17 protein-coding genes and 1 tRNA gene are annotated in these 18118 nt (G+C 69.3%); 10 read left to right on the top strand and 8 right to left on the bottom strand.

Annotated features, from left to right (window positions below; all coding sequences use genetic code 11):
- Positions 1 to 3: 3 nt before the first annotated feature.
- Positions 4 to 549, top strand: coding sequence for a superantigen-like protein SSL4 (locus O2L52_RS18595; protein ID WP_270117353.1), 546 nt, complete (start codon positions 4 to 6; stop codon positions 547 to 549).
- 146 nt (positions 550 to 695) lie between these two features.
- On the opposite strand, the gene O2L52_RS18590 is transcribed toward O2L52_RS18595, so the two are convergent.
- A complete protein-coding gene (locus O2L52_RS18590; protein ID WP_270117352.1) occupies positions 696 to 1388 on the bottom strand; it encodes a TetR/AcrR family transcriptional regulator in 693 nt (230 codons plus the stop codon).
- 97 nt (positions 1389 to 1485) lie between these two features.
- On the opposite strand from O2L52_RS18590, the gene O2L52_RS18585 reads away from it, so the two are divergent.
- Positions 1486 to 2403, top strand: coding sequence for an SDR family oxidoreductase (locus O2L52_RS18585; RefSeq protein WP_270117351.1), 918 nt, complete (start codon positions 1486 to 1488; stop codon positions 2401 to 2403).
- A 45-nt stretch (positions 2404 to 2448) separates the two neighbouring features.
- A complete protein-coding gene (locus O2L52_RS18580; protein ID WP_270117349.1) occupies positions 2449 to 2949 on the top strand; it encodes a GNAT family N-acetyltransferase in 501 nt (166 codons plus the stop codon).
- A 258-nt stretch (positions 2950 to 3207) separates the two neighbouring features.
- On the opposite strand, the gene O2L52_RS18575 is transcribed toward O2L52_RS18580, so the two are convergent.
- From O2L52_RS18575 to O2L52_RS18565, 3 genes are all read right to left on the bottom strand, one after another.
- Positions 3208 to 4236: a hypothetical protein gene (locus O2L52_RS18575; RefSeq protein ID WP_270117348.1), complete on the bottom strand. Its 1029-nt coding sequence runs from the start codon at positions 4234 to 4236 to the stop codon at positions 3208 to 3210.
- A 219-nt stretch (positions 4237 to 4455) separates the two neighbouring features.
- On the bottom strand, positions 4456 to 5307 hold the full coding sequence (locus O2L52_RS18570) for a DinB family protein (protein ID WP_270117347.1): 852 nt from the start codon (positions 5305 to 5307) through the stop codon (positions 4456 to 4458).
- On the bottom strand, positions 5297 to 6403 hold the full coding sequence (locus O2L52_RS18565; RefSeq protein ID WP_270117345.1) for a serine hydrolase domain-containing protein: 1107 nt from the start codon (positions 6401 to 6403) through the stop codon (positions 5297 to 5299). The genes O2L52_RS18570 and O2L52_RS18565 overlap by 11 nt, the downstream gene beginning before the upstream one ends.
- A gap of 117 nt (positions 6404 to 6520) precedes the next feature.
- Between O2L52_RS18565 and O2L52_RS18560 the strand changes: the two genes are divergently transcribed.
- A complete protein-coding gene (locus tag O2L52_RS18560) occupies positions 6521 to 7177 on the top strand; it encodes a response regulator transcription factor (RefSeq protein ID WP_270117344.1) in 657 nt (218 codons plus the stop codon).
- A gap of 2 nt (positions 7178 to 7179) precedes the next feature.
- Positions 7180 to 8337 (top strand): sensor histidine kinase, encoded by a 1158-nt coding sequence (locus O2L52_RS18555; protein WP_270117343.1) that lies wholly within the window; start codon positions 7180 to 7182, stop codon positions 8335 to 8337.
- A gap of 95 nt (positions 8338 to 8432) precedes the next feature.
- On the opposite strand, the gene O2L52_RS18550 is transcribed toward O2L52_RS18555, so the two are convergent.
- A tRNA-Pro gene (locus tag O2L52_RS18550) sits at positions 8433 to 8506 on the bottom strand.
- A gap of 314 nt (positions 8507 to 8820) precedes the next feature.
- Between O2L52_RS18550 and O2L52_RS18545 the strand changes: the two genes are divergently transcribed.
- The gene (locus O2L52_RS18545) at positions 8821 to 9261 is read left to right on the top strand and encodes a hypothetical protein (RefSeq protein WP_270117342.1); all 441 of its coding nucleotides are present in this window, start codon (positions 8821 to 8823) and stop codon (positions 9259 to 9261) included.
- 215 nt (positions 9262 to 9476) lie between these two features.
- Here O2L52_RS18545 and O2L52_RS18540 read toward each other — a convergent pair whose 3' ends face one another.
- Both O2L52_RS18540 and O2L52_RS18535 read right to left on the bottom strand, forming a co-directional pair.
- Positions 9477 to 11399, bottom strand: a complete 1923-nt coding sequence (locus tag O2L52_RS18540) for a DUF6357 family protein (protein WP_270117340.1) — start codon at positions 11397 to 11399, stop codon at positions 9477 to 9479.
- Positions 11400 to 11794: 395 nt separating this feature from the next.
- The gene (locus O2L52_RS18535) at positions 11795 to 12373 is read right to left on the bottom strand and encodes a CGNR zinc finger domain-containing protein (protein WP_270117338.1); all 579 of its coding nucleotides are present in this window, start codon (positions 12371 to 12373) and stop codon (positions 11795 to 11797) included.
- Positions 12374 to 12420: 47 nt separating this feature from the next.
- On the opposite strand from O2L52_RS18535, the gene O2L52_RS18530 reads away from it, so the two are divergent.
- From O2L52_RS18530 to ku, 3 genes are all read left to right on the top strand, one after another.
- Entirely contained in the window at positions 12421 to 13137 is a 717-nt protein-coding gene (locus O2L52_RS18530) for a metallophosphoesterase (protein ID WP_270117335.1), read from the top strand.
- Positions 13137 to 13760: a LysE family translocator gene (locus O2L52_RS18525; RefSeq protein ID WP_270117333.1), complete on the top strand. Its 624-nt coding sequence runs from the start codon at positions 13137 to 13139 to the stop codon at positions 13758 to 13760. Before O2L52_RS18530 ends, O2L52_RS18525 begins: the two co-directional genes overlap by 1 nt.
- A 113-nt stretch (positions 13761 to 13873) precedes the next feature.
- Positions 13874 to 14755 (top strand): non-homologous end joining protein Ku, encoded by an 882-nt coding sequence (gene ku / locus O2L52_RS18520; protein ID WP_270117331.1) that lies wholly within the window; start codon positions 13874 to 13876, stop codon positions 14753 to 14755.
- 44 nt (positions 14756 to 14799) lie between these two features.
- On the opposite strand, the gene O2L52_RS18515 is transcribed toward ku, so the two are convergent.
- Positions 14800 to 15774 (bottom strand): C40 family peptidase, encoded by a 975-nt coding sequence (locus tag O2L52_RS18515; protein ID WP_270117328.1) that lies wholly within the window; start codon positions 15772 to 15774, stop codon positions 14800 to 14802.
- A 568-nt stretch (positions 15775 to 16342) separates the two neighbouring features.
- Between O2L52_RS18515 and O2L52_RS18510 the strand changes: the two genes are divergently transcribed.
- Positions 16343 to 18007, top strand: a complete 1665-nt coding sequence (locus O2L52_RS18510) for a right-handed parallel beta-helix repeat-containing protein (protein WP_270117326.1) — start codon at positions 16343 to 16345, stop codon at positions 18005 to 18007.
- Positions 18008 to 18118 lie beyond the last annotated feature (111 nt).

Raw genomic sequence — 18118 nt, 5'->3', positions numbered from 1 at the left:
CGCATGACGACTTCGCGAGCTCTTCCCAAACGGCACATGGCAATCGGGGCGTTGCTCGTGATCCTTACCGCGGCCGGCTGCGGCACCGAAACGGAGCCGGACACCGACGCTGCGGCCTCGAGCCCCGGCGCCACCGCGAGCGAGTCCGCTTCCCCGAGTCCCGAAGCCACCACCTCCTCCGCGCCCACTACTGAAGCGCCGGAACCGGAGAGCGCCGACTACGAGTCGTGCGGCGACGGCGAGTGCGAGGTGTCCTTCTCCGGTTCGGTCGAGTTCCCCCTCGATGGGAACGACGGCCAGTGGACGGTGGCCGCCGCCGTCGAAGAGGGCGGCGTCAAAGTGGACCTGACCGACCCTGACGGCATGGGCGGAGGCGGCGGCCTGCTGTACGAGCCCGGGTGCACCCTGCAGATCCGCGGCGACGGCGGCGGCGGTCTCGCATGCGCCGACGCGGGAGCGGAACCGCCGGCACCCGAGGCCGGAGGATTCGTGGCACACCTGCTGGAACTGGACGGGGACAGCGTGACCCTCCACGTGGCCCTGGGCTGAGCGCGCACTCACGTCGTCATTACCGCTGCGGCCCTAGGCCGTTGCGTCGTGTCGTTCGAAGGCTTGAATGATGTAGGTGCCGTCGGCGTTGGAGACTGTGCCGGGTTGGGCGACCGCCGGCTGCTCCTCGCCTCCAAGGCGCTGGGTCAGGTCGTCTTGCTCGCTTGGGCGGCGATCGGGTTCGGTTCGCGGTGGACCAGGCCCGTCAGGGTGGTCGCCACGAACTCGTGCAGCGACGCGTTCAGGTCATGGCGCATGGCCGCGAGTTCGGGGAGCAGCTCGTAGGCGGCCTCCATCCCGGGGGAGGGCCGGGTGCCGGCCCAGATGCCCCCGATGCCGAGGATGACCATGCCCGCCAAGGCGATCGACGCGTTCTCGCTGAATCCGCCGAGTCGGCCGCCGACGATCGCGGCGAAGCGGCGGGCGTTGGCGACGAATGCGAGCTTGTAGGTCGCGGCGACTCCGGCGGAGAGGTTCCGTTCGAGGACCGCTTGCGAGGTCGCGGCCAGCTCGCACAGCCGGGGCCGCCGGGCGGCGGTGCCGGCCAGCGCCGCGGCGACCGACTCGATGTCGGCGTCGGCCGTAGGCGGCAGTTCGCGTTCGAGCTCGTCGAGCCAGTCGCGGAACTCGCGGTTGTAGACGTCCAGGAGGACCGCTTCGCGGGACTCGAAGTAGCGGAGCACGTTCGACTTCGCCAGGCCCGAGCGGCGGGCCAGTTCGGTGAGCGTCAGGTCGTTCACGCGTACCTCGTCGAGCAGTTCGAGCGCTGCCGCGACGATGGCCTCGCGCCGCTCGGCCCGCTGCTCCTCGGTCCGGGCGCGTCGGAATCCGTCGTTCACTGCGTTCCTCACTGCCGTCGCTTGTTAAAAGACCGACGGTCTGTTATCTTCCAAGTAGTAGACCGTCGGTCTCTTAATCTACCGCAGGGAGTGACTCATGTACCGGGTACCGGACCAGTCGGGCAAGCGGATCGTCGTCACCGGGGCCAACAGCGGCACCGGCAAGGAGGCGGCCAAGCGGCTCGCCGCCGCCGGGGCCGAGGTCGTCATGGCGGTGCGCTCGCCCGAGCGCGGCGAGGCCGCCCGGGCCGAGATCGCCGCGGCCGTTCCGGAGGCGCGCCTCGACGTTCGCCGCCTCGACCTGGCCGATCTCAATTCGGTGCGGCTCTTCGCCGAGGACCTGCTCGCCGACGGCGAACCGATCCACACGCTGATCAACAACGCCGGGATCATGCGCCCGCCCAAGCGACTGGAGACCGCCGACGGCTTCGAGCTCCAGTTCGGCACCAACTTCCTCGGCCCGTTCCTGCTCACCAACCTGCTCCTGCACCGCCTCGTCGAATCAGGCGGCGGCCGGATCGCCACGATGACCAGCGGCGTCGCCCACAATGCCGCGATCCGCTTCACGGACTTGCAATGGCGCGCCTCCTACCGGCCGTTCGCGGCTTATGGACAGTCCAAGCTCGGGAACATGCTGATGGGCATCCGCCTCGCCCAGATCGCCGAGGCGCGCGGCTGGCCCCTGCTGAGCACCCTCGCGCATCCCGGGTACACGCGCACCAATCTCCAGACCGCCGGCCTGAACCTCGCCCGCAGCCCAGAGGCCGCGAAACCGCCGATCCGGCGCACGCTCCTGCCCTCCCAGGACGTCGCGCATGGCGCCGAGCCGATCCTCTTCGCCGCCGCCGACCCGGCTGCCGCCCAAGGCGCCTACTACGGCCCTAAGCGCATGCTCACCGGCCCGACCAGGCGGATCGACCTCCCGCGCAGCGCCCGCAGCGGCCCCGACTACGCCGCGTCGCTCTGGTCGATCGCCGCCGACCTCACCGCCGCTCCGGGCCTCGATGCACTCTGACCGGCCACGACCGATGGTCGTCGCGCCGGTCCTAGACTCGTGCTGATGAGCGAGCACACCGTCCTAGCCGACGGCGCGATCCTGCGCCGCGCCCACCCGAACGACCTCCCCGAGATCCTGCGGCGGATCAGCGACCTCGCGGCATACGAACGCGAACCCGACGCGGTCGAGACCACCGTCGACGACCTCGACGCCGCCCTGTTCGGACCCGAGCCCGCGGTCTTCGCCCATGTCGTCGAGGCAGGCGGCCGCATCGCCGGTATCGCCGTCTGGTTCCTCAACTTCTCGACCTGGACCGGCAAGCACGGCATCTACCTCGAAGACCTCTACGTCGACCCCGCCTCCCGGGGAAGCGGATACGGCGCGGCGCTCCTGCGCGAACTCGCCCGCATTTGCGAGGTGAACGGCTACCAGCGAATCGACTGGTCGGTGCTCAAGTGGAACGAGCCCGCCATCGGCTTCTACGAATCAATCGGTGCGGTGCCCATGGACGAATGGGTCGGCTACCGACTCAGCGATGCCGCGCTAAAGGCCCTCGGCGGCTGACCTGGTCGTTTGCGCGAATGGGCACGAGTCGGTGCCGCTCTTCGATTGCGGAGAAGAGCGGCGACGGCCCGGCACTACCTGGACGCGGTACCCGACTGCGTGCCCGGAATGCGCCCGAACCAGGACATCGCGAAGAAGCCGAAGACCGCGGCCACACCGGCGGCGCGTTCCTGGCGAACCGGAACCCAAGCCCCAGAACGGGACTCGCGGTCAACTCCAAGATCCGCCAATTACCAGCCGAAGCTACCGGATGAACCGTTAGCGAGGAGTGACGGCCAATACCAGGTTCGCAAGGTCGTCGTCGGTATCAGTCAGACCTGCGGTGGAGATGAACCTGACCGGCTGCCATGTTCCGTCGGCGCGACGGATGGTGTGTGAGGCGACCTGCTTGCCGTCGGACAGTTCGAGGATCCCCAACTGCAGTTCGCCGCCGGCGTTGGCGGCACTTGCACTGAAAGGAATCCTGCCTTCGAGTACAGCCGGCTCCTGGAACCGCTGCCAGGTTGCGTCCGCTCTACGGATGGCGTGGTGCAGGCCGTAGCGAGTGGTCATTGCCACGACATGAAGACTCGAGCCGATCCCCGCCAAGGTCACCTCATTGACGTCGCCGATCTCGCCGGCCGCGCCCTCGATGTTGCCCCAGCCGGTCCAAGTCCCGCCCGAGGATCGGATCGCGTGGAGGATTTCGCCGTTGGAGACGACGGCGGTGTCGATCGTGGTGCCGACCTTGGCCGTGGCGATGTGTTCGATGCCGTTCGCGAAGCTCCGGAGCCGCTTCCAACTGGCCCACCAGGTGCCGTCCCCGTTGCGGACAGTGTGGTACAGGTCGCCGCTGTCGCGGATCGAGGCGAAAACATGCAGCTGAGTGCCGACAGATGCCGCCGCGACCAGGACAATGCCCGTGGGGCCCGATTGCGAGGGAATGGGACTGAACGGCGTCGACGAGCCGTCGGCGGTGTTCCGGACGGCGTGCTTCGGACCTTCCTCACCGATGCAGGCGACGATGTGGAGAGCGCTGGAGATGCCCGCGGCAGAGATGGAGTAGAGAGCCTTGTGAACGGGATCAGGGGCGATTTCATTCCAGCGCGCGTTCCAGCTGCCGCCTCCATATCGCGTTTGACGCATGATGTTGCTGCCCAGGGTGCCCGCGAGAAACTGCGTGTTCCAGTCGGCGGGGGCGGCCGAGGCCGTACCGGCGGCGAGCGATCCCAGGCCCGTGCCGACCAGCGCGGCGGCTGGAAGGGCGAGGAGCGAACGGTTGAATTGCCGGCGGTTGAGCGAGGTCATTTCCGACTCCTTGGAGATCGAGTGAGCTTGCAGGCCAGGGCGCTGCGGCGTTCGCCGCGCGGCTCTCCCGCAGTTCTTGCACAGGCCCGACGCAGTACGTTGAGCGATCGGGAAGGCGCCGGGATCGAGATTTCCCGAGGCGTCCTCGATGCATTCTGGTCCGGGAGGGTGCCGTTTTCAAGGCGGGAAACCGGCGGGGTACCGGCAGGAACTCCGTGTTCAGCGGGATTCGAGGACCGCCAGGTCTCGCAGGGCGAAGCGGCGGTGCTCGCAGTGTTCGTTGAGCACCACGCGAAGGCACCTGCCCACGGGCAGGGTCTTCACTCCCCAGGTCGGGGCCGGCTCGGCGGTGACGACCCGCTCGAATTCCGCTTGGGTCAGCTCCGCGACCGCGTCGCGCATCATCGTCGCGCGACCGGCGCGGACTTCTAGGATCTCGTCCCAGGACGGCTGCGCGTCGCGGTCGACGCCGATCTCACGGGCCGCGTCGGTCGGGTAGTCGCCGGTCGGCAGGCCGATCCGGTGGAACGGCCGCGCCTCTCCTCTTGCCATGCGCCCGACCCAGATGTCGGTGGCGAAGATCAGGTGGCGCAGCGTCTCGGCGAACGACCACTCATCATCGACCCGCTCGTTTCGGGTCGCCTCCGGCAGCCGCTCGGCGCGGGCGATCGCGTCCTCCCAGAGCCGTTCCTGGACCTCCCACATCGATCGGAAGTCGTCCGGCGTCCGGGCCGCCCGCAGCGCCACGCGTTCGGGAGAACGCCGGTCGAGTTCGTCCCGCACGAAATCGGTGACATCGACGTCGTTGACCATCAGTCGATCGATCTCGCCGGCGTGGCCCGACACGCGCAACGCCGGGATCGCCGACCCGGTGATGCGGACCCGGCTCAGATCGCAGTCGCGGAACACCGCCTCCGACAGATCGACGGACTGGAAGACCGCGCCGCGGAAGGCGTCAGTGTGCTCGAATCTCGCTGTCATCTCGCCATACTCCCGGACCGCACCGACAATCCGATCCAGGCCGATCAGATCGCACGCGGTTCGGGATCTGCTCGGGTGCTCATCCGGCACAGCCCAGGACGGCTTCGGCGGCTGCGGTGGTGGCGTCGCCGATGCCCATTGCCTGCATGTTGTCGATCTCGAGGGTGACGGCCACAGCGAACTGGATGCGGCCGTCGGTCGAGAAGAAGGTGGTGGAGTTGATCCCGGGCATGCTTCCAGCGGCCCACCCGACGGTGCCCCCGCACAGCCCGGGCATCGGCTGGGGCACCTGCCGCCGCAGGTCCTCAGGGACCAGTCGGCCTTCGCTGAGCGCGCGATAGAAGCGGCTGACGTCGCGCGCGGTGGAGATCGCGCCCTCGGAGCCGATGGTGGCGTTGATGCGGTCGACATCGCGCGGGACGCCTTGGGCGTCAGGGTAGTAGCCGTGCCCGTGCGGGCCCTTGACCTGGTCGGAGATCTTCACGGCCAGATAGGTGTCGCGCATGCCCAGCGGTTCGAACAGGCGCCGCTCGAACTCGCCTGCTCGCCCGTTGCCCGTCACCCGCTCGATGATCATGCCCAGGAGGACGTAGTTGGTGGTGGAGTAGTAGTACTGCCCCAGCTCCACCTTGCGGGCGACGCTTCGCGCGGCCTTCACCTGGTCCAGCTGTGTGTACACAGTGGTGAAATCGAAGACGTCGAACCATCCGCTCTCGATGAAATCGGGAATGCCGGACGTGTGGCGGATCAGGTGCCGCACGGTGATCTGGTCGGCCAGTTCCACCCAGTCGTTCTCGGCCGTCTCGGGCAGGACGCCGCGGAGCGTGTCCTCCAAGCGGAGCCTGCCCTCCCCGACCAGCTGCACGACGATCGCGGCTTCCATGATCTTGGTCTGGGAGGCGATGCGGTACCGCGAGCCCGGAGGGATGCATCCGCCCTTGCCGTCGAGCAGGCGCGAACCCGCCGTTCCCTCCCCGGCGAGCCTGCCGTCGACGTACGCCCTGCCGATGGCCCCCACCACGCCCGCAGTCGCCGCCACGTTCTCGATGGCCTGCTGGACGTCGCAGAGCCTGATCCGGTCGGCGACGATCGGCTGCGAATACGCGGTTCCGGCGGCCAGTCCGGCGGTCGCGGCGGTCGCGGTGACGCCCAGCAGCCGCAGCGCCGATCGGCGAGTCGTGATCATGGTCGTTCCCCTTCGTTCAACGAATGTCAACGGATCGCACGCTACGGACCGGCGCGTATCGGCGGCCGATCGTCGCTCCATACCCATTCCATATGCGCCCGTTGCGATACTGAATGGATGCGCGTGCTCCTGGTCGAAGACGAACAGCCCCTTGCCCGGTACATCGCCGCAGGGCTGCGCAAGCACGGCTTCGCCGTCGACCTCGCCCTCGACGGGCAGATCGCGTTGGACAAGTGCTCGATCACGCCCTACGACGTGGTGGTGCTGGACCGGGACCTGCCGGTCGTGCACGGCGACAAGGTATGCCGCCGACTCGCGGATCAGGGCGCGTCGCGAGTGCTGATGCTGACCGCGTCCGACACGGTCGAGGACCGGGTGGGCGGGCTGATGCTCGGCGCGGACGACTACCTCGGCAAGCCGTTCGCGTTCTCCGAACTCGTCGCGCGAGTCCACGCGCTGGCGCGGCGCACCGCACCGGCACGACCCCCGGTGCTGCACTGCGCCGATGTGACGCTGGACCCGGCCCGGCGCACGGCTGAGCGGGATGGGCGGCTGCTGCCGCTGACGCCCAAGGAGTTCGGGGTCCTCGAACAGGTCATGGCCGCCGCGGGCGCCGTGGTCAGCGCCGAGACCCTCCTCGACAAGGTGTGGGACGAGCACGCCGATCCGTTCACCAACGCCGTCCGGATCACGGTCGGCACACTGCGCCGCAAACTCGGCGACCCGCCGATCATCGCGACCGTGACCGGCGCCGGCTACCGGATCGCCGAGTGAAGATGACCGCCCGAGCCCGATTGACCCTGCTGCTCACCGCGCTCGTGCTGGCGGCCGGGGGAACGCTGACCTTCCTGACCTACGTGCTGACCAAGCAGAACCTGCGGCACCGGTCGGTCTTCGTGGACCTGGACCCCGGCGCGTCCCCTTCGCCGCCGCCGTGGGCTGCAGACGCGGTCGACCTCTCCGACCGGTTGGTGGCGGACACCCTGTCCGCGCTGTTGAGCCAGGCCGCGCTGTCACTCGCAGTGGTGACTGTGCTGGCAGCCGTACTGGGCTGGCTCGTCGCGGGCCGGGTGCTGCGACCGATCCGCGCGATCTCCTCCGCCGCAAGGCGATTGTCGGCCGAGAACCTCACCGAGCGGGTGCCGGTCACTGCGCCCGCCGACGAGCTGTCCGGTCTGGCGGGCACCGTCAACGGCATGCTCGACCGCATCCAGCGCGGCGTCGAGGAGCGGGACCGGATCCTCGAGAGCCAGCGGCTGTTCACCGCCAACGCCGCCCACGAGCTGCGCACACCGCTGACCACCGCGCGGACGGCGATCGACGTGACTCTGGACGGCGACCCCGACCGCGACGAACTGCGCGCGATGGCCAATGACGTCCGCGACGCAGTCGAGCACCTCCAGCGCATCCTCGACGGCCTCCTGCTGCTCGCCCGCAGCCAGGCCGGACTCAGCGCGCGCGAACCGACCGACCTGGCCGCCATCGCGACCGTCGCCCTCGACGCCGCCGGCGAACGGACCCTTGGTCTCGCCGTGAACGCGGATCTTCGACCGGTGCCGGTCTGCGGCGAACCGGTCCTCCTGGAGCAGATGGTCGGCAACCTGGTCGACAACGCGATCCGCTACAACCATCCGGGCGGCGATCTCAGGATCACCACCGGGACGACGAACGGCCACGCCGTCTTCCGGATCGTCAACTCCGGCCGAAAGATCCCGCCCCACGAGGCCGAATCGCTGCTCGAACCGTTCGTCCACCGCGACGGCAGCCGAGTACGGGCAGACGGCGGACTGGGACTGGGCCTGTCCATCGTGCGCGCGATCGCCGACGCCCACCGAGGAAGCATCATGATCGCTGCTCCCACTGGCGGCGGCCTGGACATCAGGATCGACCTCCCCGCCCATTCGCCTTCAGCGCGAGCCACGTCCGTGGCGTAGCGTCGAACCGGATCCAGCAGGGCCCTAAGAACGCAAGACTGCTGTGCACATACGAAAACACCGGGAACATGGATCATGTCCCCGGTGTCCGATTGTCGGGACGACAGGATTTGAACCTGCGACCCCCCACTCCCAAAGCGGGTGCGCTACCAAGCTGCGCCACGTCCCGAACGCCGCCGAAGCGGCCTCAGCCAGGGTACAGCACTACCGCCGCAAATCGCCGCCCGGTATTCGCCCCGTCCTGTACCGATCGCCAGGCTTGGTTACTGATCTGACCTGGTCAAACCCGGACAGCCCGGCTCAGGCGGAGGGGGCTTCCGGAGGCGTTGCAGGCTGGATGAGGCTCCTCAGGCCTTCGCAGCGTAGGCCGCTCGGCGCAGTGGCGCTCCGATGCGTGCCTCGGTGCTGATTCCCCCTGGCGGGGGAGGCGGATGGCTCCGCAAGGGGAGGCGCCTTCGCATCGGCCCCAATACGTTCGGGGGCATGATCGACATCGAACCACAGCGCACTCGAACTTCCTCCAAGGCCGCGGGGCGGCTGACCTCCCTCGCAGGGTGGTCGCTCATCGTCATCGCCGTGCTCCACACCCTGGTCTTCATTCCCCAGGCGCCCTGGGGCGACTGGGTCGGCGGGGCGCTACGCACCGCGGAGCCCGACATGGAGTCGGTCGCGATCTTCTGGGCCCTGCCGGGCGGGTTCGTGGTTCCCGGGCTGCTGGCGGGCCTGCTCATCATCAAGGCAGGACGGCGGCGCGAGCCGCTGCACGCCGGCATCGCGGCGGCGCTGTTCCTCTGGTGCTCGGGCTGCATCTGGCTGGCAGGGCCCAGCGGCTTCATGTTCTTCTACGTCACGGTCGGCTTCCTCACCGCCGCGTCCATCGCCGCGCGGCGAGCGTCCGCCAGGATCGCTCGACCGGCACGCTGAGCTGGACCGCCGGCCGGCCGCAGCCTGTGCACTGTGGAGGACCTGGGCAGCGGCTACTGGAGAGCGTCGACACTGCGGTTCGCGTCCATCGATGTACTCCTGTTCAGCTTGCGCTTTCGCGGACCCCGTTCGGGGTTCAGGAGTACATACCCACGGCGAGACGCGAATTCGTCGCTACGGGTCTGCGAGGGTCCGGCTCGTTCAGGGCTCCCGCGTCACGTCCACCGCTCGAACTCGGTGTCGAGGCGCGGGTCGGTGCGCACCCAGACCTCGCCGTCGTCCGCCTCGGCGGGCGGGTCGACTCGCTCGAGGTCGAGGAACCCGATCAGTTCGAGCAGCTCGGCCCGCTCAGCCTGGTGCTCCTCCAAGCTGTCCGATTCGAAGAAGACGTAGCACTGGTCGCTCGGGTCGACGATGCCCGAATCGGCCCAGATCCGGGCTACCTCCTCGATCGCTGCGGACGCCGTCGTGATGGCTGCGGCCCGGGCCCGCCCGCGGGCCTCGGGTGCGGCTTCGAGGTCTTCGAGACTGGGCATCCACTGTCCGAAAAGGCGCAGCCCTGCGAATCCGTTCTCGAAGAACCGCATCGCGGCGGGCATGTACGCGTTGACGCGGTCGACTTTGAGGTATTCGGTCCGAGAACCTTCGCCCCCTTCGATCCGGGCGATCACGCTCCGCCCGGGCATGAGCACGAGGCTTTCGCCCGACGTCCGGTCCTCGATGGTGACGGCCTCGCCGGCGCGGTCCTTGAAGAACGCCGAGAAGGCGACATAGCCCTCCTGGGGGTGACGCACGGACGCCTGCTCCTCGTTGCCCGCATCGTCGCGAAAGACGTACCGGTGTGTCTCGGCGCCGGGGGCGGGCTCGCCGCCTGCGCCGCTCGCGCCTTGCCGGGCCGCCTCGTCGCGGCGCCGGCGGGCCTGCTCGAACTCCTCGGCGTCCGGCAGCCAGCGCCCGAGCCCGTCCAGTGCGGCGCATCCGCCGTCCACGAACCCGCGCACCAGGGCTCGGAAATGACCGAGGTCGTCGACCAGGCTGTACTCGGCCCGGTACACCGCCTCCGTCTCGCCGTCGGCCGGCGTGGCGGTCGTGATCCGGGCGATGGCGTCGGCGTAGAAGAACAGCTGGACCCCTTCGCCCTGCGCTTCGTCCTCGATGGTGAACACCTGGTTGCCGGAGCCGTATCGTTCGGCCACGAACTGCCAGAACTCCTCGGCGGCGGCGCGGGGCGAGCCCGGGGTCCACGTCTGCTCGGCGTCCTTGTCATCGGAGAAGGCGAGTGCCCGCGCCGCGGCGGCCCCGTCGAGGCGGTCGGCTTCGGCGTCGAAGGGCCGCTTTCGGGCGTCGGCGGCGGCCTCGGAGCAGATCAGGAAGCTCACGGTGTGCACCGTGTCTTCGGCGAGGCCGGGATGCGCTCCCCGCACCGCCGCACCGGCCGCCTCCTCCATCCGGTTCCAGTCCTGCTTGTCAGTGCCGGTGCTGCCCCTGCGCGCATCACGGGCGATCGCCATCCCCGCGCAGGCCCGCTCCGCGGCGCCGATCACCTCGAGCACCTCGGGGAGCAGTTCGGGGTCGACCGTCTGCGGGTTGCGGCGCGGGATCGTCGAGCGGTGCAGGTACTGGCCGGTGTACTTCAGGACGGCGGCGTCGAGCGGGGAGAGCGCGACGCCGCGCCGGGCGCGGTCGCGGTCCGCTTCGTACTCCTGCGCCCGGCTCCAGTCGGCGGCCTCGCGGGCCGCGCCCATCGATGCGAGGACCCGGCCGCCGTCGAGCAGGACGACGTCCGCGCCGTACGCGACGAGCTGCACCCGGTCGTATCCGGCCCGGTCGAGGAACGCGTCCACGTCATCGGGATCGGCGAGGAGGATCGGGTCGAGGAGTGCGGCGGCCGCGTCCTCATCGAGCGGACCGCTGACGCCGGCCGCATGGCACAGCGGCAGCAGCGCGCTCAAGAGGATCAGGTGCCTGGCGAGGTCGTCGCGGAGCACCGCGAGGTGCGCCTCACCTACCGGGAAGGTGAAGACCCGCGGGTCGTGCAGCGCGTCGGCGCCGCCGACGACCTCGAGGGCCAGCTCCCCGTCCTGCCGCAGCACGCGCGGCAGCCACCGGTTCTCGCGGGCGAACTCGACCGAACTCATCCGACGCTCCTTCTTCATGTCATCGCGGCAGGCAGCGGTGAGCCGGAAGGCCAGGTGACGGACCGCTCGACCGCCGCGGGCGAGGCGCCACAACACCTTGCACACCTGCAACCTGGAGGGGTCGGAACAGGAGTCGCGCTCGCCCTGCGGATCCGGTGAACTCTAGCCGGTGCAGGGCTTCGAACTCGACGGGTGCGGTGGCGGCGACCGAGGCCGGGCACGCCTCCGGCCCATCAGGGGCAGCGCTTCCCTGCAGGCCTGGGGCCTGACGAGACCTCGCTCGGCCTCCAGGTCCCGTTCCCGCAGCGACCGGGTCCTCTGGGCCGCAACGCGGATGGCGCTGGGTTGGCAACGGCGCGGCCCGCCGGTTTGCGGTCGGTCACGCCGGCGCGGGTTCAGCGGCGCCGTTCGGCGAAGCGGGCCGCGCGGGCGCGGTTGCCGCACGAGGCCTTGCACCACTGCTGGCGTCCGTGTTCCTGCACGAAGTACCGCACGCACCGCGGCGCTTGGCACGAGCGCAGCCGCGTCGCCAGCGGACCAGTGAGGAAGTCGGACACAGCGAGCGCCAGGCTGCCCTCCACCAACGTCTGACCGGTCGCCGTGGTCGCTAGTGCCATGCTGACGCCGTTCTCGCCGATCACGAAGGCCGGCTTGGCATCGAGTGCCACCAAGGCGGCGGTGAGCAGCTCACCCGCCTCGCGATCGCTCATGCGGCGCTGCCGCTCGACCCGGCTGGCCGGGTGCGGGGCCACCGCGGCCGCGAACGCCGAGCGCGCGGCGAACCGGATGGCGCGCAGCCGCTCGGCCTCGTCATGGTGGCGCGGCGCCAGTCCGGGGAAGTGCTCGGCGAGCCACGCGTCGACTTCCCGGTCCTCGGCGAAGTGGTCGGCGACCCCGCCCTCGCCGTCGTGCGCGATGGTGCCGACGAGAGCGAGCGCGGTCCTGCCGTCGGCACCACTTGGAAGCGAGGGCATATGCACCACCTAACGGTAAATAAAGATTTAGTGTTAGCGTAGCGCACATGAGTCTCACCCTCCTCCACCTCAGCGACCCTCACCTCGACGGCGAACCTGAACGCGCCGAACGGCTCCGCGCCGTCCTCGAGCTCCTGCCCGCCTCGCGGCGGCCCGACGCGATCGTGATCACCGGCGACGTGGCCGACACCGGCACCACCGCGGCGTACGACCAGTTCCGTGCGGTGCTGGACGGACACGAGCCCTGGCTCGCCGCACCGGGCAACCACGACCACGCCGGCCGCTTCGCCGACGCTTTCGCAGACGGCCGCCCGGTGAACACGCTCGACGTCGGCGACGCGCGGATCATCGGCATCGACGTCACCGTGCCCGGCAGCGACCACGGCGAGCTCCGCCCCGAGACCGCCGAACTCGCCGCGGCCCGCGCCGAAGGAGCCGGCGCCACCGTGCTCGCCTTCCATCAGCCGCCCATCCGGATCGGCCACGCCTACATCGACTCGATGCCGCTGGTCAACCCGGAAGCGCTGGCCGACCTCGTCGCGCGCATCGGCACAGTCGCCGCGATCCTCTGCGGACACGCCCACACGCCCGTGTCCTCCACGTTCGCAGGCGTCCCGCTACTGATGGCACCGGGCATCGTCTCCGCGCTCCGCACCGACCCCGACCACTCGCCGCTGACCGACCGCGAGCACCCGCCCGGCCTGGCCCTGCACCGGTTCGACCAAGACGGGACCGTCACCTCCTCCTTCCACTTCGCGTCCTGATGCCTGAGGCGCTGTTCGCTTTCGCGCTGGCGATCGTGCCCATCGTGGTCACCCCCGGCGCCAGCTTCACACTCATGGCGACGCACGTCCTCGGCGACGAGCGCGGAGTGGTCCGCCGCGTCGCGGCAGGGACCGCAGCAGGCATCCTCACCCACGCGGTCCTCGCGGCCTGCGGCCTCTCGGCGCTGGTGATGCAGTCCGCCGAGCTGTACCGCGCAGTGCAGTTCGCCGGGGCGGCCTATCTCATCGCGCTCGGCATCGTGACGATCGCCCGGCGGGACCACGCAGCGACGGCACCTGAGGCTTCGGCCGGCCCCCGGCTCCGCATCCGGACCGCATATCTGGCCAACCTGCTCAACCCGAAGGCCGCGGCCGTCTACCTCACACTCGCGCCGCAGTTCCTCGACCACCGGACCTTCACCGCCGCGAACCTGATCGCCCTCGCCGCCGTCCACGCCGCGCTCACGGTGCTGTGGCTGACGCTCGGCGCGACCGCGCTCCGCTCGCTTGGAAAACGCGCACTCGCCCTGCCGCGAAGGGCCTTCGACACGATCGGCGGCGCGGTGCTCATCGCGCTCGGCGCCCGCACCCTCGTGCAGGCACACAGCGGCGCACCAGCCTGACTCCCGGCACTCGGCCCGGGACGCGCTGCCCTGAGTCCGCTCATAGGACCGCACCGCCGACGAAAACTCATGTTTCACCTCCGCCCCTGCAGTCCCGCTGTCATCCTGGGTTCATGCGGTCGATGCTGAACACGACGATCGAGATGGGCCTGGTCAGGATCCCCGTCAAGGTGTACGCGGCCACAGGCAGCCATGACCGCGCCATGCGCCAGTTCCACGCGGACGACGGCGGCCGCATCCGGTACGAGAAAGTCTGCGAACTCGACGATGAACCCGTGGACGCCGATGAAATCCGCAAAGGTGTCGAAGACGGCGACGGGAACCTGGTCCTCCTCGACGAGGACGACCTGGCGTCCCTGCCGGTGCGCTCGTCGAAGCATGTCGACGTGCTCATGTTCGTCAAAGAAGGCCAGGTCGACCCGATCCTCTACGACAAGGCGTACTACCTCGGCCCCGGAGCGGAAGGCACCGGCCCGTACCTGGTCCTGCGGGACGCGATGGCCGAGAAGGGCCTGGTCGCGCTCGTGACGATCACGCTGCGCCAGCGCGAATCGCTCGCGATCATCAGACCTGCCGGTGAGGTACTCGTTCTGGACCGGCTGCTGTGGGCCGATGAAGTCCGCATACCCGAGATCACCGGCGCGGACGCGAAGGCCGACAAAGCCGAGCTTGAGATGGCGCAGATGCTCATCGACATGCGCACCGGCGACTGGGACCCGGAGCAGTACTCCGATGAGTACCAGGCGGCACTGGACGAACTCATCGAAGCGAAAGCCGCTGGTCGTCCGGTGCCGAAGGGGAAGCCGAAGCCGCAGGCGAAGGTCACGAACATTCTGGATGCCCTGCAGCGGTCGGTGGAGGCCGCCGATCCCGGCCGCAAGCCTCCGGCGACCGCGCGGAAGCGGACCGCCAAGAAGGCGGCGAAGAAGGCCACGCGGAGGACGGCCGCGAAGAAGACCACGAAAGCCGCGGCCCGCAAGCGCAGCAGCTCGTGAACCGCCCTCAGCGCTGATGGCGCCGGGATACTTCGGCTTCGGCGTCAAGTTCGGACGCGCCGGTAGCCGTCGACCGGCAGGTGGTCGATCGAGGCGGTCTTCACGGTGTCCCCGGGTTTGGTGGCGTGGATGACCTGGTTCTCACCGATGTAGATCGCGACATGGCCCAGGCCGTGCGAGAAGACCAGATCGCCCGGCGCCAGTTCGCTGCGGCCGACCGGTGCGGTCTCGGCCCATTGCGATTGGGAGGTGCGGGGCAGTTGCACTCCCGATTGCGAGAAGGCGGCCACCACCAGGCCCGAGCAGTCATAGGCGTCCGGGCCGGTCATGCCCGAGCCGTACGGCTTCCCGATTTGGTCGTACGCGAATCCGACGACCGAGTCCGCCGAAGCGGGGGCCCGTCCGGACTCGACTGCAGTCGTACTGGAGCGGGAGGACGTCTCCTGGCGTTCGCGTTCGCGCTCTTCCGCCTCCTGGAGGGCGCGCTCGGCCGTGCGGATGTTCGCGGACAGGTCCTCCGACCGGTCGGTGAGATGCGAGATCCTCGGCGCGATCACGTCGAGTCGCTCGCCGGCCCGTTCGGACGCCTCGTATCGGAATGCCTGCTCGTTCCGCAGCTCCGCCAGCGGCTCGATCTTGCTGGAGAGGTCGTCGTCCGCGGCGCTGATCACCTCGGTAGCCCGAGTGAGCTGAGCTTCGACGGTGCCGAATTCCAGAATGGTCCGCTCGATCAGCGCGCTCAGTTCGGAACGTTCGGCTTCGAGCCGTTCGATCTCGCCGTCTACGGAAGCGCGCTCTGACACCAGGTCGTCGACGTGCGCCTGGATCTCGGAGCTGTCCGCTTCGGCGAGAACGATGTCGGCGGCCTGCGCGGGGGCCGCCGCTGCGACGACCATCGCCGCCGCGAAGTGGGCCAATGCCAGCGCGGTCAACCGGTGGGTCGTCGCAGCGCGCGCCAGGAACTGCCGCTGTTGTGAGTCGAGGTCGGATTCGTTGTGCTTCAACACGGATGCGGTCATCGGTTCATTCGCCTCCCTTGGGCCGGTCGGCGAACCTCGGTGAGGCGCAACCCGAGCGGGATACGCAATTCGATCGCCTTGGTGTTCACGGCATCCTCCTCGCTGCGGTTCGGCCGACTCGTTCGGCCGCCTTCCCTACGCTGACGCGGATGCGAAGCATTGGAGGGAATTCTCGGAAGTCCGATACGCCGCGCTTGAGTCGTCGTATCGTCGGCCGGTTCGCGGTCACTCACGCGATCGACTGCACGCCAGCGTAAAAGGTGAGTTCGGTTCCGAATGTCCGCGACCCCGGCGACGAGGGGCCGTGCGCTCGAGCGGGATCGGAACGCGGTTGATCGCCTTGCACGGCAAGGGAGGTGGACCGGTCGAGGGCGGATACCAGCCACCTCAGGTTGATCGACGCGGGGGTGATGACCACCGACGGCCCTGCGAGCCCGCGGACCGATGTGAGGGCGGGCGGCGAAAAATTTAGGCAATCGGTTGCGGGGAAACCATTGACTCCTTGAAAGCCCTTGCCTTAGATTCATTCAAATGCCTCAATATCACCCTCACGAGAGGTAGTCCACAGATGAGACGTTCAGCGAGACTCAGGATCGGCGCGGCGCTGGCCGCCGCGGCGGTGGTGATCGCCGGGACCGCCATGTCGATGACGATGGCCGCGGCCGAGACCAACGACAGCCCGTCCTACTCGACCATGGCCCTCGGCACCAACCTCAGCCTCGGCGCGGGCGCCGACGGCACCAGCAAGGCCAGCGGCACCAGCTACGGCAATGTCATCGACGGGAACGCGAGCACCTACTGGTCGCCCGCCGGGAGCACCGGCCGCGTGTCCGTCAAGTGGGGCACGGCCCAGACCGTGTCCACCGTGATCATCAAGTCGGCCTCCGGCGGCGGCACCATCGGGAACTGGCAGGTCGTCAACAACGACAACGGGTCCGTGCTGGCCTCCGGCACGGGCGCGGGCACCATCACCTTCTCGGCGGTCTCGACCAAGAAGATCAACTTCGTCATCACCAGCGCCACCGGCACCCCGCGGATCGCCGAGTTCGAGACCTACGCGGGCACGCCCGACGGCGGCACCACCACCGGGCCCCCGACCGAGGAGCCCCCGACCACCCCGACCGACCCGGGCACCACCACCCCGCCGCCGAACTCCGACGCGCTCTACGCCGCTCCCAACGGCTCCGCGAGCGCCGACGGCTCGATCGGCAGCCCGACGACCCTCGCCTCGGCGATCAGCCGTATCAACGCCGGCGGCACCATCTACCTGCGCGGCGGCACCTACAACCTGTCGACCACGATCGACATCCCGCCGGGCAAGGACGGCGCCTCGGGCAACCGCACGGAGCTGTTCGCGTACGGTTCGGAGAAGCCGGTGCTCAACTTCTCGGCGCAGGCCGAGAACACCGCCAACCGCGGCATCGCGCTCGGCGGCGACTGGTGGCACTTCAAGGGCTTCACGGTCGAGCACGCCGGCGACAACGGCATCCTGGTCGGCGGCAGCAACAACATCGTCGAACGGGTCGTGACCCGCCACAACGCCGACACCGGTCTGCAGATCGCCCGCTACACGGCGGGCGCGCCCTCCAGCGAGTGGCCGGCGAACAACCTCATCCTCAGCTCCGAGTCGCACGACAACGTCGACTCCGACGGCGAGGACGCGGACGGCTTCGCCGCGAAGCTCACCTCCGGTTCCGGGAACGTCTTCCGGTTCTGCCTGGCCCACAACAACATCGACGACGGCTGGGACCTCTACACCAAGGGCGACACCGGTCCGATCGGCCCGGTGACCATTGAGGACTCGCTCGCGTACGACAACGGCACGCTCTCCAACGGCGGCCAGGCCGGCAACGGCGACCGCAACGGCTTCAAGCTCGGGGGCGAGGACATCGCCGTCAACCACACGGTGGTCCGCACCATCGCCTTCGAGAACGGCAAGCACGGGTTCACTTACAACTCGAACCCCGGCAACATGACCATCTCGAACAACCTGAGCGTCCGCAACGGCGAGCGCAACTTCAACTTCGACGCCGGCAGCTCGGTCTTCCGCGGGAACACCTCGTGCGACAGCGGCTCGAACGACCGGATCGTCGGGAACACCGACAGCTCGAACCAGTGGGACGCCGGTGCCAACGGCTCCCGCTGCTCCGCCTACGGCGGCAGCCTGAGCTGGAGCTTCAACTCCAGCGGCGTGCTGGTGGTCTCGATCGGCGGGGCGGTGGTCGACCTGTAGTCCGACCCGAAGTCCCTCCTGGATTGCACGAGGCGGGGGCGCCCCCGGGGGGGGGGGGGCGCCGCCGGGGGGGGGGGGGGGGGGAGGCGGGGGGGGGGGGGGCGCGGGGGC

This window comes from Glycomyces algeriensis (assembly GCF_027622855.1).
Taxonomy (GTDB): domain Bacteria; phylum Actinomycetota; class Actinomycetes; order Mycobacteriales; family Micromonosporaceae; genus Glycomyces; species Glycomyces algeriensis.
This window is presented reverse-complemented; position numbering and strand designations above follow the sequence as displayed.